Here is a 14,984-nt window from a genome sequence, read left to right on the forward strand (position 1 = left end):
GGGTAATGCATGATATAGGGCAGCAAAGGTTATTTAATTGAAAATAGAAGGAAAGGAAGAAAAAATGTTAAAAATTATTATTAAAACAGACAATAAAAAGGATTTCACTTGGATAGTAGCGGAATTTGTGAAAGCATTACAAAACGATTGTCCTTTTCATTACTCTGAAAATAAGCCAGAGTGTTGTTCTGAAGATTGTCGCTGTGAGAGCTGCGTGCAAGAAAATGTTATTTGGGGCAATTCAGTAACGAGTGCCAGTGAGAAGTTAGAAATTGATATCCAAACAGATAATCAGAAGGATTTTTTATCGGTTGCAGAAAATTTCATAAGGGTATTAGAGAACGATTGTCCTTTTAGTAACTCTGAAAATAAGCCAGTATATTGCTCGGAAGACTATTGTGAAAATTGTGCTGAAGAAAATATTAGTATAATTAATTCCGTTTTAAGTTTGAATGTTATAGAAGAACAGTGGGAAGAATAGGAGATTATGTATGAAAGCGAGTATACCAGAGAAGGAAGTACTTTTTACTTTCATTCCTACTGATGCAGAAATGGAACAGAAATGTTTTTATTAGTCGAGAGCAAATGACTGAGTGCATTAGGAAAATGCAGGAGAAAGATAACGGCTATTATCCGCACCTATCTGATTTTGTTGAAAAACAATCTACAGAATTTAATTTAAATAGTATTTTAGAGAAAATGCAAAAGGAATATGATAAAGATAGAAGAGAAGTGTATAGTGAACAGGTAATTGCTATTATTAAAGACACTATTAAACTGTGTATGCAAATTGTACAAAGTAGAGGAATTGAAGAATAGGGGGAATTTCGATGAAACCAATAAAACGAAAAGTTGTCAAGGCAATCATCCAAACAGTATTAGGTTATGTAAAAAATATTTTTGTAATCATTGTGAAAACATTCATTTATAGCCTTACCACGACAGTTATTGTTTCCGTCATGTATCAAAATGGTTGGTGGGTGCATGGGTTAGGGCAAGGAAAAGTTGATGAACAAGGCTTTTGGGCATTAGTATGGATTTTTTATCCTATCTATCTTGGGAGTTTGCTTATGGTAAGTTATTTGATGGGAAAACCTCAAAAAATAATTTTTTGGAAACGAGAAAAAATATACCATGCATTATTAGCACATCCATGTGAACTTGATTTTCAATTGCTTAGTCAAAAAGAGCAGGACTTTGCAATTTCGTTAATTCAAGAACATCAAGTTAGTGAGGAACATTTTACAGAGGAACAAAAAAAGTTTTTAGAGTGGAGGATGTATGAATAGTCGAATTCAGGAGATTTACATATATGTAAAGAAAGTAAATCAACAAGCTGAACCAATCAGTAAATTCAGTTGAGGTTTTACAAAATTACCGTTATAATATAGTCAAAGGAAGGTGAGCAAATATGATGTATCCATACATGACTTTAGCTGATGAAACAGAAATATTGCATTCGCAGCTTCTTACGGATGATAATGGAGAAAAAAGAGTGGTAGTACATTTTGAACGTCCAACAGAAACTGGGTTTGATATGGCAAGATGTTCGCTACCATCTTATCAATGGATTAAGCGAGACGGATTTACAGAGGAAGAGATTCATAAATTTGAGATGATAGTAAAAAGCAATGCGCATTTGTTTTTTAAATATGCGGAGAATGGAGGAATCCAGATTGCCTAGTCTCTTTCAAATCGGAAGCTATAAAGTGTTTTTTTGGTCAAATGAAAATAATGAACCAATTCATGTTCATATCAGTAAGGGAAAGCCAGCAGCGAATGCCACTAAAGTTTGGCTTACTTCTGGTGGGGGATGTGTTTTAGCAAATAACAATGGAAAAATTCCGCAGAAAGAGCTAAATGAATTGTTGGAAATTATAGCAGCCCAGTACTTTCTAATATGTAGTGAATGGAAAGAGCATTTTTGTACAGAGGAAATTGCTTATTATTGTTAAAAAATATATATTGAATCACAAAGCTACCAATACATAATAGGTTGGTAGTTTTTTTATGCCTAAAATGCAAGGAAGGAGGTGATTAGTTACCTTGTAATTAGCAGCAAACTTAAATCAAGATCAATAGGTTAAGAGCAAATAAGATAGAGCAATCTGTCTTATTTTTTTATAGTTCGGAAAGGAGGCGGTAGGAAAAAATAAAAGATTTTTACCCAAGAACCTATAATAACAGACAAAAGAAAACAACTGGAGGTATACATAATGAACTATGAAACATTCAAAGCAATTGTAGCAGACAGAATAAAGGATTTTCTACCAGAGCAGTATGGTGACTATGAAATCAGGATTCAATCCGTTCGCAAGGTGAACCAAAAGCTGGACAGCTTGTCACTGGTGCCACCAGAAGGAAAAAGAGCGGCAGTACCTTCTCTTTACTTAAATGAACTATACGAAGAGTATCTGACTGGTGGTGATTTAAACAAGGTATTGTTACATACAGCTGAAACAATAGAAAAGGGCTTTCAACAGGCAAAAACAATGGGATTAGGAGAAATGGATTTGCGAAAGCCAGAGGAACATCTTGTGATGATGTTGGTCAATACAGAGCAGAATAAGCAACTGTTGAAAGAGGTACCCAATCAGCCCTATCAGGATTTGTCGATAATTTACCGCTGGGTAGTGAACAGCACCCTGGAGGGGATGTCCAGCTTTATTGTAACAAATCAACTAATGGAGCAGCTTGAGTTATCTCAAAAGCAGATACAACAGATGGCAGTAGAAAATACAAAAAGGATGTTTCCTCCGACAGTAAGAACGATGGAAGAAGTCATTGTTGGCATGATAGCAGAGGAAGGAATGCCAGAAGAATTGGAACAGGTGATGAGCAATGAAGATAGCAGTATGTATGTGATATCCAATGCACAAGGCATAAATGGTGCAGTCAGTATGTTATATGAAGAAACATTGCACAAGGTAGCAGAAAAAATAGGCGGAGACATTTATATATTGCCCTCAAGTACCCATGAAGTCCTTGCGGTTCCAGCAGGTGGAGATCCAAATGAATTAGCAGAAATGGTAAGAGGTATCAATCAGACTCAAGTAGCGATAGAAGAACAGTTATCCAACCAGGTATATTACTACGACAAAGATTTACGGACACTTTCCCTAGCTACGGATACACCATATAAAGAACTTTCCAGACAGGAAAATGAAGCAATCAACGCTATGAAAATGGAAGAAGCAAGCAGGGCAAATTGGGAACGGCTGCTTTCTGTGGATGCAGAGCCAGAGGATGAGTGGGAACTAGAATTATAAATACAAATGGAGTGGAGGATGAAGAAATTGGGTAAGCAAAGAGCAATTCGGCCAACAAGGAGGCAAAAAGAAATCATAGAAAACAATCATTTAATTTCAGCCAATTGGCTTGTGGTATCCGAGCAGGATGATTGTATGTTATTAGAGAGTAAAAAGAATGGAAGAACTAGAAAAATAAATAAAGTATCCTAAGAACTTGAAAATGGATTGTCAGGGAGGTGATGGATTGCAGGAAAATACGAAAGAACTTTTTCAAAATGTAATTCGTATGTCTAACGTGGAACTGGAGGAAGAGTATAAGCAGATTGCAGCATTTAATCATGTATTTCTTGGAGCAAAGGAAAGTCTGGATAGTTCGTCAGGCTTTTCTTTTTGCATTGTGGAAAAAGATTCTGAAGGAAATACTATTTTCTACCATTGCACAGAGGAGTTTCAAAATGCAAATACGTGTTTTTTACTTCGGTCTAATCTGGCATTGCCCAGGGAAATGGAATATGAATATGAGCAGGAACCTGGATAGAGGGAGTGATTATGAAAACCAAGAAAATTAGTGTCCGGGTAACAGAGAAGGAGAAGCAGTATTTAAAGGATAAGGCAGCACAAGCGGGATATGAGACAGAAAGTGAATATATTCTTTTCTGTTGCTTTGGTCATCCTCCAACTGTTATAGCCAAGGAACTTCTGGTTGCTTGTTCAAATGGCAAAACATCAAAACGGATAGAAGTTCGAGTGACAGAAGAGGAAAAGAAAGCGATCTTAGAAAAAGCAGCACAAGCAAACATGAAAGAAAGCAGATACATCCGTAACTGTTGCCTGGGAAAAGAAATTGTTGTAATAGAAGACCTAAAAGGATTTGCAAGAGAGCTGAATAAGGTTGGCACGAACCTGAACCAGATAGCCAGACTTTGTAATGAGGGGTTGATACAATGCCCTGATATAGTAGAGACAAAGGAGGAACTAAAGAAAATCTATCAGGAATTGATCAAATTGAATAAGAAAACACAGCCAAGCAGGTGATGAAATGGCGATTGTGGAGTTTATTGATGGCAAGAAAAATAAAAATGGGCAAAAGATTACCTATAAGTCACTGGCAAGTGTAAAGAGGTTAATCCATTACATCTTGCGAGAGGACAAGACCAATGAAAACTTGATGGGAGGTGTCTATTGTAATTACAATACGGCATACGATGAATTTGTCCTTACCAAGTCCAACTATAACAAATGCCCCAAAACAGAAGGTGAGATAACGGATAATAGACAAGCAATTCATTTGGTGCAAAGCTTTGACAAAGGAGAAATTACGTCAGAGCTTGCTAAGAAAATTGCAGATGAGTTTATTCAGCATAACGAGTTTGAAGGGTTTCAAATCGTATATGCAGTGCATACCGATAGGGAACATATTCATACGCATTACGTCATTAACAGTGTCAATTACGAAACAGGGTACCATTGGCATAAACCAAAGGATATCATTCCAGCTTTGCAAAAATGGAATGATGAGCTTTGCCAGAAATATGAATTATCTATTACCCAAAAGAAAAAGGAACATGTTAAATCTGGAGAGTACCGGGCAGGACAGCAAGGACGCAGCTGGAAAGCCGAGACGCTCCATGCAGGGCTAGCAGTGAAGCAGGTTGCACAAAACAAAGAAGAATTTATTTCTCTGATGGGGCAGTTGGGGTACAAAATCCGTTGGGAAGATAGCCGTAAGGATATTACCTTTACAACTCCAAATGGAAAAAAGATTAATAGTGACAAGCTCGGGTTTCCCAAGAAAAATTATTTGCCACTGACTAAGGAAGCCTTAGAAAAGCAATTTGCCCTCAACCGCCAAATAGAACAAAATAAAAACCTAAGTGTAGTAAGAGAACACCAACAGTTGAAGCAATCCTTATTGCAATTTGCAAATCAAATTGCAAAAGATAATGCATATAATGAGTATCCTTTTCAGAGACAGTGGCATGGTAACAAGCTAGAAGGTGAGGCATTAAGAGAGTGGTTACATGAACAGGCAAAAGGCCAGGGCTTTAACTGGGAACAAGAATATTAGAAACGAGGTGAAAAGATGATACTAACCGATCATTTTGGAAAAAAAGTAAATGCGGAACATTTTACTCTAGAAGTATCAAAAGGATTTATAGAAGGAGAAAGCGGATTACAAACTATCATTTCCCTACAGGGAACCCATCATTATTTCAAAGAAGCTCCCAATGGAGAAATTGGAATTGTAAAGGATAAAAGAGCTCTACTGGAACGAATGACATGTAATGACAAAAATATTAATCTGCTGTTAGACCGAAAGGAACAGCTCAACAAAGAAGTGACAGCAATAAAAAGAGAATTAAAATTAGCAATAGGGACTCCCTTACAGTATGGTCCATGTGAGTATCTTAAGAAAGAACAAAGTTGGCTCATAGAAAACGGCTACCGTTTTCGGGAAGAAGATGAATTTGACTTTCATAAATGGAATACAGAACCAGAACAGGAACCAGAGCCATGAAAAAAAAGGTAGTCACGGTTCTTTTTATTACGTTAGCAGGTACTTTATTTGCTTTATACTATTTTGCTATTTTAGACAGCTCGCTTCGAAAAACAGTACTAGATTCTTATATGCCAGGATACATAATCAAATACAATGCCAGAAGTCCAAATGCTGCTAAGCTATATGGACTTTCTTTTAGTATTGGAATCTTTTTAAGTACAATGAGCCTGTTTTGGAATAGACAGAATTACAAGAGCGAACAAATAAGAGTGACAAATAGAATAAGCACACCAGCTCCGGCAGGAGAAGGACAATGTGGGACGGCAAGATGGTTAGATAAATCAGAATTTAAAACATCCTTTGAACATTTTGAATTGGATCTATTACCTTTTGAACAGTGGATGAAGCATAACCTGGATGATATCAAAGGAAAGGAAGAGGGCAAATATCTGGCGGAGGTATCCATAGAAAACGGTGGTGTTGTACTGGGAAAAAATGATTTGAGAAAGAATAGAGAGTTAATCTATTTTAATGGGGATGACTCACATATACAAGTCATTGGGGCAACACGATCTGGAAAAGGACGTACGGTTGTAATTCAATCTATTTGCACCATTGGATTATCAGGAGAAAGTCTTGTGATCACAGATCCAAAAGGGGAACTGTATTGCTACACTAGTTACTTCCTAAAAAATTTAGGGTATGAAATCGTAACCATTGATTTCAAAAATCCTAAAAAAAGTACCCATTATAATTATTTACAATCCATTATTGATAGTGTAAATGCAGGAAATATTCCAGAAGCAATTGATTTTACATGGGATTTGACTGCTCAGTTGGTAGGAGAAGCAAAAGGTGAGAAACTTTGGAATAATGGTGAAGCATCCATTATAGCAGCTAGTATTATGGCTGTTGTATATGATAACAGACATCCAGAAAATCAGAAGTATCAGAACTTGACTAATGTATTCTATTTTATCTCACAGATGTGTACACCGATAGCAGTAGGAAAAGCGATGATAGTTCCACTCAATCAATATATGAAGGATTTGCCAGAAGAACATCCCTCAAAGGGTTTATTATCCGTGGGTGAAATTGCTCCCTCCAAAACAAGGGGAAGTTTTTACACGTCAGCGTTGATGACGCTGCGTTTGTTTTCAAGTCCTTATATTGCAGAAATGACATCAAAAACAGATTATAACACCGCTGACATAGGCAATAAGAAAATGGCTGTTTTTATCATCCTCCCAGATGACAGAAGTACGTATTACGAACTTGCAACATTATATGTGGCACAGCAATATCAGTTTCTAAGTAAAGCAGCCGATCAGAATGGAGGACGTTTAGAAAAGAGGGTCAACTATATATTAGACGAATTTGGAAATTTTGCAAAAATATCATCCTTTATGAGTATGATGACAGTAGGAGCGGGAAAAGGTATGAGGTTCAGCATTTTTCTTCAGGATATGGCTCAGCTGGATGCAAAATATGAAAAAGAAAATGCAAAAACCATAAGAGGAAATTGCGATACATGGATTTACTTAAAGTCAAACGATCCGGATTTAAATGATTTAATGGCAAGAAAACTTGGAAAGTATACTATCTCAACGTATTCTTTAAGTTCGTCTAATCAAAGGTATGTAAACCCTTCTACCAGTAACAATGTAAGTCTGATGGCAAGAGATTTACTGACAGCAGATGAAATTGGCAGGATTAGAAGACCGTACACGTTAGTTACCAGCACCAACGATCCAGCAATCTTCTATGCACCTGATTTATGTTCCTGGCATTTTAATAAAATACTGGGATTAGGTAGTAAAAAGCACAATCAGAAGATTATGGCAGAGAGGGAAAAGCTGAGACTAGAGAGAACGATTGATGCGAAGATTGCGCTATGGGGTATATGGAATGAGTATAAATCCAGTATACAAAGGGAGCAGGAAGAAACTCAAAAAAAGAATTTTGAGGATGCTGTTATAAAACAAATGATGGAATCAGGCGGACTATTTTAGAAAAAAGGAGAGCATAAATGCGTAAAAAGAAAATAAGGTATCCCCCAAGTCTTTCTGAAAAAATAAAATCAATGATAAGGAGTGAAAAAAGAAAAAATGAAATTAAATAACAGAATAGCAAAATTGGTAAAAAAAGCAGCCGTAATCTATTATATGGCTGCTTTCACTTTTTCTAAAACGTATGTAGTAAAAGCAGAGGGTGAAGCGAGTGAAGGAGGCGGATTCAAAAGCAGTAAACTTGCCACAGGAACTGTTAATCTAATCAATGATTTATCAAACTGGCTTTTAATCTTAGTTCCAAGCATCGGACTAACCTGTGCCCTTTATTTTTTTATCCGGAAAAGTGCGGCAAATGAACAAGAGCAGCACCAGTGGGACAAACGATTGAAAATTACATTTGGATGCATAGTAGGAGGTACGGTAGCATCCGCAATGATTAGCACCATAACAGGTTATTACAAATAATTGAATGAAAGTGGAGGAATTAGAAAATGAAAAAGAATAGCGATAGAGTAAATGAATGGGTAGTAACCATTCAGAGTAAGGCTATGAGTCAGATGAAGAAGGTAATGGGAAAATTACAGGAATCAGATGGAAACTTTGTGGAAGAGGCACTGAAATATGTAATTGCAATTGTAATTGGAGGGGTGCTTCTCACTGGTCTTTGTAGAATTTTTAATGTTAACATTTTAAAAGGACTGGAAGATGGGGTAAATAATTTGTTTAATTATAAAGCGTAGGAATCGAGTATGGATTTAAAAGATATCTTTATAGACGGATTAAAGGGAGTTTTAAGTGATTTAATGAATGATGCACTGGGAGAATTCGATTCCGTTTTGGGAGACATCGTTTCGATTGCCCTAAAAGCAGAGACTTATATGAAAAGCAACATGGGAATGAGCTTTGATGAGTTTTATGCCGTTATGTATCTGTTTGGGATTTACCTGATTATCCTTAAATTTTTAAAGAAAGGCTTTAATACCTATGTCTTGTGGGTAGATGGAGATCCCGATATGGAACCGCTCACTATGTGTATCAGCTTTTTTAAAGCTATGGTCATTGCCATTTCGTTTGCCACCTTATTTGATGTGGGAGTGAATATTGCAGAGGATATGATTGACCGTTTATTAAACAGTCTGAACAATGCAAATGTAACAATTGATGCAAAACTGGCTCCTAGTGCAGTAATAGGTTTAACAAAAGGCGGACTTTTTATGGTGATAATGGCTGCTGTATATTTAATCCTGTATATAATGCTCTGGATACAGTTTATCAAGAGAGGTCTGGAATTGTTTGTTCTGAAGGCGGGCATGCCCATTGCCTGCGCAGGATTAATGGATTCGGATGGAGGCGTATTCAAAGTATATGTGAAAAAAATTGTCCAAGAGCTTCTAACCGTTTTGGTCCAGATCTTATTTCTGAAATTTTCACTGGTATTCATGCTAAATAAGCATGTCATGTTTGGAATTGCTGCTATTAGCTTTGCAACAAAGGCACCACAATTTTTATCTGAATTTATTATGATGTCCTCAGGAGGAGGGGGAGGAATGGGAAAGATTTCCCAGGCATCTATGATAATCAGAAATTTTAGAAAGTAAGAGAGGTAGAAATGGATACCTTACAAGAAGTAATAAACTATTTAATTGAACTTGCCGATGCAGGAGCTTTAGCCAGAATACTGTACTGTTTCATCCGGATTAAAATAAATCCAGATGAGGCAAGTGCCTATTTAAAAAGAATAAAGCACGCCATATGGTTTGTGCTTCTAGCCAATATGGTTTGGACATTCAAGATTTTAGCAGAAAGCTATTATAAGTAGAGGTGAAACATAAGTGAAAGAGCAAAAAGAGGCGTTATACATGCCACAGGGCTTAAAAAAAAGAAGGGAGTATTTTGACGGATATGGGCAGAAAGAATTTGGCATTACCCTGATTTCGGTGCTAATTGCAGTATTGTTCAGTTTTCTGGCATATGGGTTGTCTGGAAATCGGGTGGGTGCCATATTTCTTGTTTTGGCAATACCAGCGGGAACCATACTCAGTATTACGAAAGATGGATCGAACATAAGCATTACGGATCAGATTCGGTTTATGGTAGAATTCAGAAAATCACAAAAAAAATATAGGTATATCGCCAGGAATGAGTGGGAGTAAAGATGCCAGTAAAAATAGTAGATACCATCGTATTACTCTATGCAGCGTATCGGGACTGGAAAACGATGCAGGTCAAGGATTGGATTCCGATAGCGGTTATTCTTCTGGCATTGTTTGAACATCTTTCCGTATTTCCCTGCCAGTTTGCCGAAGCAGTGCTTATAACGGCACCATTTTTGTATGTGGCAGTCAAAACAAATCAGTTAGGAGGAGGTGATATCAAATTTATCTTTGCCAATGCCTGTATGCTTGGACTTCAAAAAACATATGCAGGATTGCTGATTGGTTTTGGTATGGTTGCGTTTCTGTATCAAATCAAAAAAATGATAGGTAAAAATGTGAACGAACACAGAAAAATCCCGTTACTTCCTTACTTGGTAACGGGATTTTTACTGGAAATGTTTCGATGAAGAAAGGTGGAATAGAATGAAGTTTTTAAAAAATAAAACAGTAGTGGGAATCGGGTGTATTATTCTGGCATTAGTCCTTTGCTTTCTGATTACTCCACTATATAACCGTCAGTTAGATGGAAAAACAGAACTGGTCAAAGTGACGAAGGATATTAAAAAAGGAACTCGGATTACAGCAGATATGGTAAAGCTAGAAAAAGTGGGAAGTTACAATCTTTCCAAACAATATGTAAAGAATCTAGAGGCGGTAGTGGGAAAATACGCAGCGGATAATCTGTTTGCGGATGAAAATGTATTGACGGAGCGGTTACGAAATAAACCATTGGCCAGTGATGAATATCTGGAGGGACTGGATGGCAGCAAGGGAGCCATCAGTGTTACCATTCAGTCTTTTGCTGCGGGATTGTCAGGAAAACTATTTTCTGGTGATGTCGTTTCTGTTATTGTGACCAATGAGGAAACAACAAGTATACCGATTGAGCTTACGTATGTAAAAGTACTTGCCTGTACGCTTTCAAATGGAAACGATATTGATGAAAATACAAGGGATGATAAAGAAGAAAGCAATACAGCAGATACGGTAACGCTCTTGGTTAGTCCAGAACAGGCAAAATTATTGGCAAATCTGGAGGCAAACCAGAAAGTCCACCTAGAACTGATTTACAGAGGAGAGGAAGAAATAACAAATCAATTTTTAAAACGACAGGATAAGATTCTGGAAGAAATGAAGGAGGATACCGCCAATGAATAAGAGTGGAAAGATGGTTGCTATATGGGGAAGTGGAAATGTGGGTAAAACCACAACATCTATCAAACTGGCTTTGGCTCTTGCTAAGAAACAAAAAGAGTCCATAATTTTATTAACCGATATCAATGCACCAGATTTAAAATGTATTCTGCCAGGCTCAAAAGAGTTGAAATCAATGGGCGAAATCTGGAACATGCCCAATCTGGATGAAACCGCTCTATATGAAAAATGTGTGGTTACGCCTAGTGAATCTATTTGTATGATGGGATATGCTCCAGGTGAGAATGCCTTTTCGTATTCTGACAGCACAAAAGAGAATGTATTTCGGGTGTATGAAGAAATGAGAACCATAGTGGATTATGTAATCATCGACTGCGTTTCCAATTTGGCTTACAACATGCCTACCGCAGTAGCACTGGAGATAGCAGATTATGTAGTCAGAATAGGAGAAGCAACGACCAAGTCATTTAGTTTTTTTGACTCCAATCTGCCTTTACTGGTAGACAGTAGATATGGAAAAGAAAATCATATTCGGGTTCTTTCAAAAGTAACAAGTGAACAGCCAGTAGAAGTAGCTGTGAACTATTTGGGATGTGATTTAAAACTTCCTGATGTAAAAGAAATAAAAAAACAAGGGATGGAAGGAACACTATTTGACAAACTGAGTGGCAAGGATGGTACCGCTTATGATGCAGGAATACAAAAAATAGCAAGTCTGGTATGCCAGGAGGTGTAAGCATTGGAAGTAAAAAATGTAATTGATCGAAGTGACACCAAACAGATGGAATTTCCGAAGCTGTTTGTAAGAACACAAAAGCATATGTCAAAGAATTGTTCCATCCTAATTGATGCCATTGATAAAAATAAAAAAGACAGCAATGCAATGAAACAGTTAGAAAATTATATAAGGAAATATCTTCAGGACAGAAAATTGGTTGCAGAGGATATGACGTTGGACGAAACAGTTAAGCAGTTAATCAATGAAATGACACAATTTTCAATTCTGAATGAATATTTAGACCCTGGCAGAAGTGATATAGAAGAGATCAATATCAATGCATGGGATGATGTGAAAGTAAGTTACAGTGATGGAAGAATCGAAAGAGCTGCACATTTTTATTCTCCCAAGCATTGTGAAGATATTATTCGAAAGCTGTTAAGGCAGGAGTCAAAAATTACCTTTGACAAGTCAAGACCAATTGTAAGAAGCCATTTGAATGAAAATATAAGAATTACGGTGATTGGAGGGGAATGTGTGGATAGGGCAGTGGGACTTGCTGCTTCTATCCGTATTATTAATCCGAAACATTTCAGGAAAGAGGATTTTGTACAGAAAGGAACAATTACAGAGGAAATGTTAAATCTGTTAACCGCCTTGTTTCTGAATGGTGTGAGTATGTGTGTCACAGGAGAGACAGGTTCTGGAAAAACAACGATAATGAGTTATCTGCTGGAACAGATACCCTATCATAAGAGGGTGATCACCATTGAAGAGGATGTGAGAGAGTTTACTCTGGTTCGGCGAAATGAAAAGGGAGAAGTACAAAACAACGTGATACATATGGTAACAAAAAAATCAGAAGATATGACGTTGGCAGTTGACCAAGAGAAGCTCCTAGAGACAGCCATGACGATGAATCCTGATTTCATATGTGTTGCGGAAATGAAAGGAAAGGAAGCACTGGCAGCACAGGAAGCGGCAAATACTGGACATACGGTGGTGACCACCACACATGCCCGATCCTGCCGCCTTACTTATGACAGAATGGCCTCTTTGTGCAAAAATGGAAACGATGACAGCAAAACCCTTGTGAATATGGCAAAGAATGCTTTCCCGATTGTCATATTCATAAAAAAGTATCCAGACAACGTAAGACGTGTAGAAGAAATGACAGAGTGTATCATGAAAGAGAACGGAACCTGCCAAATCAATACGTTATATCAGTTTGTTGTGAAAAAAAATACCACAGATGAAGCAGGCAGAATCCGATTGGAAGGAATCTTTGAAAAGAAAAACAACATTAGCCAGTATATGCAGAAGGTTTTGAAGGAAGGTGCTGTGGATAGTCAGCTCATCAAAAATATAATGGAGGGATAGAATGAAGACATTGTTACAGTTATTTGCGTTTCTGTTTCTGTCACTGGGAATTGTTATTCTGCTAGAAATAAGCAGAAAGGAATTTATCCAGGGAATGGAAGGCGTGTTTTTATGGAAACCAAAGAAAAAATTGAAAACAAGGGTGCTGGAAGCGACCGGAAAGAAAAAGAAAAACTGGTTCACGAATTTGATTCAGGAAAGCATGATTATACTACAGCTGAATAAAAAGGAAAAACTGTTCCCTATTACTTGTGCCGTGGCAACCATTCTTTCCCTGACAGGGGTTTTACTTGCATTGCTGTTGCAGAATTACTATTTGGTTCCTGTTTTGGCAGTAGGTTTTTTAATGGTTCCCTTTTTATATGTAAAGATTCTGGGGTTCCGTATGAAAAAACTTTTAAATGAAGAGTTAGAAACAACATTATCCATTATCACAACCAGTTACATCCGAAGTGAAAACATAGTAGATGCAATGGAGGAAAACATTGATTATGTCAATGCACCCATACATGATGTTTTTCAGCAGTTTATTTTTGAGGCAAACCTCATAAATCCAGATATACGGAAATTAATTCGGAAGATGAAGAAAAAAATAGACAACGACACCTTTGGGGAATGGTGCGATGCTTTGGTAGCCTGCCAGGATGACAGCAAGCTGAAAAGTACCTTACTGCCCATTGTAAAAAAACTCTCTACCGTGAGAGTGGTGTCAGCCCGTTTGGATACCATGCTTTACGAACCAGTAAAAGAATATATTACAATGGTAATCTTAGTGGTGCTCAATGTACCACTGATGTATTTTCTAAATAAGGACTGGTTTCGTATTCTTGTGTACCAGAAATCAGGAAAAATAACATTAGCAGCATGTGCGGGTGTCATTTTCTTTTCCTTATTTTCCGTAATCAAAATAACAAGACCAATCGAGTATAAACGATAGGAGGGATGCAATTGTTATTCATAATAAGAGTACTAACATTTTTGGGAATGGCATATGGAAGCTATACCTTGATTACCAGCGTATTGAAACTGCCCACATACAGGACAGAAAAAACGGCTCATATCTATACCAAAAAAAGCAGTTTAATACAACTGGAACTGATGATACAGAGAATGTCGGCATGGCTTTCTCAATACATTCATTTAGATGAATACAAAAGAAGCAAGCTGGAACAGGAGCTGAAAAGTCTGGGAATTGAAAAGACACCAGAAATCTTCAAGGCAACGTCCGTTGTGACAGCCGGGCTAGTGCTTACCCTTATCATCCCTTGTCTCTTAATTATGCCTATTATATCAGTTGGTGTAGTGGTGCTTTCTATTTTGGTCTACTTTAAAGAAGACAATCAGTTAAGGGAAAAGATAGCAAAAAAGCGGGAAGCCATTGAACTGGAGCTGCCCCGCTTCTGCTCCACAATTAAGCAGGAGCTGATGGCTACTCGGGATGTCCTTACTATTTTAGAGAATTATAGAAAAAATGCAGGGGCAGCAATGAAAAAGGAATTGGATATTACCTGTGCTGATATGCGTTCGGGAAACTATGAATCTGCGTTACTGCGTTTGGAAGCCAGAATTACATCCGCAGCCTTATCGGATGTGATCAGAGGGCTGCTGGGAACTCTTAGGGGAGATGATAACAGAGGGTATTTTGAAATATTGTCACATGATATGGACAATATGGAGATACAGAGGTTGGAAGCACAGGCTGCTAAACAGCCAGGAAAGATTAAAAAGTATCTGATGCTTCTTCTAGCCTGTATGCTTGTTATGTATCTGCTCATTTTAGGAATGTATGCCATGCAAAACTTAACTTTTTAA

Annotated in this window: 23 protein-coding genes; all 23 read left to right on the top strand. The window is 37.4% G+C overall.

Going from position 1 to position 14,984, the window contains the following annotated elements:
• Nucleotides 1-64 precede the first annotated feature (64 nt).
• Nucleotides 65-481: a hypothetical protein gene (locus BM305_RS08020; RefSeq protein ID WP_092560177.1), complete on the top strand. Its 417-nt coding sequence runs from the start codon at nucleotides 65-67 to the stop codon at nucleotides 479-481.
• A gap of 62 nt (nucleotides 482-543) precedes the next feature.
• Complete coding sequence (locus BM305_RS08025; protein WP_207649464.1) at nucleotides 544-819, top strand: hypothetical protein; 276 nt, start codon at nucleotides 544-546, stop codon at nucleotides 817-819.
• A gap of 11 nt (nucleotides 820-830) precedes the next feature.
• Complete coding sequence (locus tag BM305_RS08030) at nucleotides 831-1,289, top strand: hypothetical protein (protein ID WP_092560179.1); 459 nt, start codon at nucleotides 831-833, stop codon at nucleotides 1,287-1,289.
• Nucleotides 1,290-1,426: 137 nt separating this feature from the next.
• The gene (locus BM305_RS08035; protein WP_242940491.1) at nucleotides 1,427-1,684 is read left to right on the top strand and encodes a hypothetical protein; all 258 of its coding nucleotides are present in this window, start codon (nucleotides 1,427-1,429) and stop codon (nucleotides 1,682-1,684) included.
• On the top strand, nucleotides 1,662-1,955 hold the full coding sequence (locus BM305_RS08040; RefSeq protein ID WP_242940492.1) for a DUF4160 domain-containing protein: 294 nt from the start codon (nucleotides 1,662-1,664) through the stop codon (nucleotides 1,953-1,955). Before BM305_RS08035 ends, BM305_RS08040 begins: the two co-directional genes overlap by 23 nt.
• A gap of 261 nt (nucleotides 1,956-2,216) precedes the next feature.
• Complete coding sequence (locus tag BM305_RS08045) at nucleotides 2,217-3,269, top strand: DUF5688 family protein (protein WP_092560182.1); 1,053 nt, start codon at nucleotides 2,217-2,219, stop codon at nucleotides 3,267-3,269.
• A gap of 27 nt (nucleotides 3,270-3,296) precedes the next feature.
• Nucleotides 3,297-3,461, top strand: a complete 165-nt coding sequence (locus BM305_RS18990; RefSeq protein WP_177214626.1) for a DUF6906 family protein — start codon at nucleotides 3,297-3,299, stop codon at nucleotides 3,459-3,461.
• 34 nt (nucleotides 3,462-3,495) lie between these two features.
• On the top strand, nucleotides 3,496-3,789 hold the full coding sequence (locus BM305_RS08050; RefSeq protein WP_092560183.1) for a hypothetical protein: 294 nt from the start codon (nucleotides 3,496-3,498) through the stop codon (nucleotides 3,787-3,789).
• An 11-nt stretch (nucleotides 3,790-3,800) separates the two neighbouring features.
• Nucleotides 3,801-4,286, top strand: a complete 486-nt coding sequence (locus BM305_RS08055) for a plasmid mobilization protein (protein WP_092560184.1) — start codon at nucleotides 3,801-3,803, stop codon at nucleotides 4,284-4,286.
• A 4-nt stretch (nucleotides 4,287-4,290) separates the two neighbouring features.
• A complete protein-coding gene (locus BM305_RS08060; RefSeq protein ID WP_092560185.1) occupies nucleotides 4,291-5,319 on the top strand; it encodes a relaxase/mobilization nuclease domain-containing protein in 1,029 nt (342 codons plus the stop codon).
• A gap of 15 nt (nucleotides 5,320-5,334) precedes the next feature.
• The gene (locus BM305_RS08065) at nucleotides 5,335-5,769 is read left to right on the top strand and encodes a hypothetical protein (protein ID WP_092560186.1); all 435 of its coding nucleotides are present in this window, start codon (nucleotides 5,335-5,337) and stop codon (nucleotides 5,767-5,769) included.
• Entirely contained in the window at nucleotides 5,766-7,763 is a 1,998-nt protein-coding gene (locus BM305_RS08070; RefSeq protein ID WP_242940493.1) for a VirD4-like conjugal transfer protein, CD1115 family, read from the top strand. The genes BM305_RS08065 and BM305_RS08070 overlap by 4 nt, the downstream gene beginning before the upstream one ends.
• A gap of 96 nt (nucleotides 7,764-7,859) precedes the next feature.
• Complete coding sequence (locus BM305_RS08075) at nucleotides 7,860-8,228, top strand: hypothetical protein (RefSeq protein WP_092560188.1); 369 nt, start codon at nucleotides 7,860-7,862, stop codon at nucleotides 8,226-8,228.
• Between the two features lie 26 nt (nucleotides 8,229-8,254).
• Complete coding sequence (locus BM305_RS08080) at nucleotides 8,255-8,503, top strand: DUF6133 family protein (RefSeq protein ID WP_092560189.1); 249 nt, start codon at nucleotides 8,255-8,257, stop codon at nucleotides 8,501-8,503.
• A gap of 9 nt (nucleotides 8,504-8,512) precedes the next feature.
• Nucleotides 8,513-9,361 carry a conjugal transfer protein TrbL family protein gene (locus BM305_RS08085; protein ID WP_092560190.1) on the top strand — a complete coding sequence of 283 codons (849 nt, stop codon included), beginning with the start codon at nucleotides 8,513-8,515 and terminating at the stop codon, nucleotides 9,359-9,361.
• 11 nt (nucleotides 9,362-9,372) lie between these two features.
• Nucleotides 9,373-9,582 carry a hypothetical protein gene (locus BM305_RS08090; protein ID WP_092560191.1) on the top strand — a complete coding sequence of 70 codons (210 nt, stop codon included), beginning with the start codon at nucleotides 9,373-9,375 and terminating at the stop codon, nucleotides 9,580-9,582.
• Between the two features lie 13 nt (nucleotides 9,583-9,595).
• Nucleotides 9,596-9,916, top strand: coding sequence for a hypothetical protein (locus BM305_RS08095; RefSeq protein ID WP_143099150.1), 321 nt, complete (start codon nucleotides 9,596-9,598; stop codon nucleotides 9,914-9,916).
• A gap of 2 nt (nucleotides 9,917-9,918) precedes the next feature.
• Nucleotides 9,919-10,326 (top strand): A24 family peptidase, encoded by a 408-nt coding sequence (locus tag BM305_RS08100; protein WP_092560193.1) that lies wholly within the window; start codon nucleotides 9,919-9,921, stop codon nucleotides 10,324-10,326.
• A gap of 16 nt (nucleotides 10,327-10,342) precedes the next feature.
• Nucleotides 10,343-11,077, top strand: coding sequence for a Flp pilus assembly protein CpaB (gene cpaB / locus BM305_RS08105; protein WP_092560194.1), 735 nt, complete (start codon nucleotides 10,343-10,345; stop codon nucleotides 11,075-11,077).
• A complete protein-coding gene (locus BM305_RS08110; protein WP_092560195.1) occupies nucleotides 11,070-11,810 on the top strand; it encodes an AAA family ATPase in 741 nt (246 codons plus the stop codon). The genes cpaB and BM305_RS08110 overlap by 8 nt, the downstream gene beginning before the upstream one ends.
• Nucleotides 11,811-11,813: 3 nt before the next feature.
• The gene (locus tag BM305_RS08115; RefSeq protein WP_092560196.1) at nucleotides 11,814-13,172 is read left to right on the top strand and encodes an ATPase, T2SS/T4P/T4SS family; all 1,359 of its coding nucleotides are present in this window, start codon (nucleotides 11,814-11,816) and stop codon (nucleotides 13,170-13,172) included.
• A 1-nt stretch (nucleotide 13,173) separates the two neighbouring features.
• Nucleotides 13,174-14,109 carry a type II secretion system F family protein gene (locus BM305_RS08120; protein WP_092560197.1) on the top strand — a complete coding sequence of 312 codons (936 nt, stop codon included), beginning with the start codon at nucleotides 13,174-13,176 and terminating at the stop codon, nucleotides 14,107-14,109.
• An 11-nt stretch (nucleotides 14,110-14,120) separates the two neighbouring features.
• Nucleotides 14,121-14,984 (top strand): secretion protein F, encoded by an 864-nt coding sequence (locus BM305_RS08125; protein WP_242940494.1) that lies wholly within the window; start codon nucleotides 14,121-14,123, stop codon nucleotides 14,982-14,984.

This window comes from Anaeromicropila populeti, from assembly GCF_900112775.1.
Classification (GTDB): domain Bacteria; phylum Bacillota; class Clostridia; order Lachnospirales; family Lachnospiraceae; genus Anaeromicropila_A; species Anaeromicropila_A populeti.

Bases quoted from the DNA above. Each gene is read 5' to 3' on its own strand.
- BM305_RS08035 (WP_242940491.1), top strand. From the start codon at position 1,427: ATGACTTTAGCTGATGAAACAGAAATATTGCATTCGCAGCTTCTTACG.
- BM305_RS08045 (WP_092560182.1), top strand. From the start codon at position 2,217: ATGAACTATGAAACATTCAAAGCAATTGTAGCAGACAGAATAAAGGAT.
- BM305_RS08070 (WP_242940493.1), top strand. From the start codon at position 5,766: ATGAAAAAAAAGGTAGTCACGGTTCTTTTTATTACGTTAGCAGGTACT.
- BM305_RS08065 (WP_092560186.1), top strand. From the start codon at position 5,335: ATGATACTAACCGATCATTTTGGAAAAAAAGTAAATGCGGAACATTTT.
- BM305_RS08100 (WP_092560193.1), top strand. From the start codon at position 9,919: ATGCCAGTAAAAATAGTAGATACCATCGTATTACTCTATGCAGCGTAT.
- BM305_RS08085 (WP_092560190.1), top strand. From the start codon at position 8,513: ATGGATTTAAAAGATATCTTTATAGACGGATTAAAGGGAGTTTTAAGT.
- BM305_RS08110 (WP_092560195.1), top strand. From the start codon at position 11,070: ATGAATAAGAGTGGAAAGATGGTTGCTATATGGGGAAGTGGAAATGTG.
- BM305_RS08090 (WP_092560191.1), top strand. From the start codon at position 9,373: ATGGATACCTTACAAGAAGTAATAAACTATTTAATTGAACTTGCCGAT.
- BM305_RS08055 (WP_092560184.1), top strand. From the start codon at position 3,801: ATGAAAACCAAGAAAATTAGTGTCCGGGTAACAGAGAAGGAGAAGCAG.
- cpaB (WP_092560194.1), top strand. From the start codon at position 10,343: ATGAAGTTTTTAAAAAATAAAACAGTAGTGGGAATCGGGTGTATTATT.
- BM305_RS08120 (WP_092560197.1), top strand. From the start codon at position 13,174: ATGAAGACATTGTTACAGTTATTTGCGTTTCTGTTTCTGTCACTGGGA.
- BM305_RS08025 (WP_207649464.1), top strand. From the start codon at position 544: ATGCAGAAATGGAACAGAAATGTTTTTATTAGTCGAGAGCAAATGACT.
- BM305_RS08075 (WP_092560188.1), top strand. From the start codon at position 7,860: ATGAAATTAAATAACAGAATAGCAAAATTGGTAAAAAAAGCAGCCGTA.
- BM305_RS08020 (WP_092560177.1), top strand. From the start codon at position 65: ATGTTAAAAATTATTATTAAAACAGACAATAAAAAGGATTTCACTTGG.
- BM305_RS08080 (WP_092560189.1), top strand. From the start codon at position 8,255: ATGAAAAAGAATAGCGATAGAGTAAATGAATGGGTAGTAACCATTCAG.
- BM305_RS08030 (WP_092560179.1), top strand. From the start codon at position 831: ATGAAACCAATAAAACGAAAAGTTGTCAAGGCAATCATCCAAACAGTA.
- BM305_RS08060 (WP_092560185.1), top strand. From the start codon at position 4,291: ATGGCGATTGTGGAGTTTATTGATGGCAAGAAAAATAAAAATGGGCAA.
- BM305_RS08040 (WP_242940492.1), top strand. From the start codon at position 1,662: ATGGAGGAATCCAGATTGCCTAGTCTCTTTCAAATCGGAAGCTATAAA.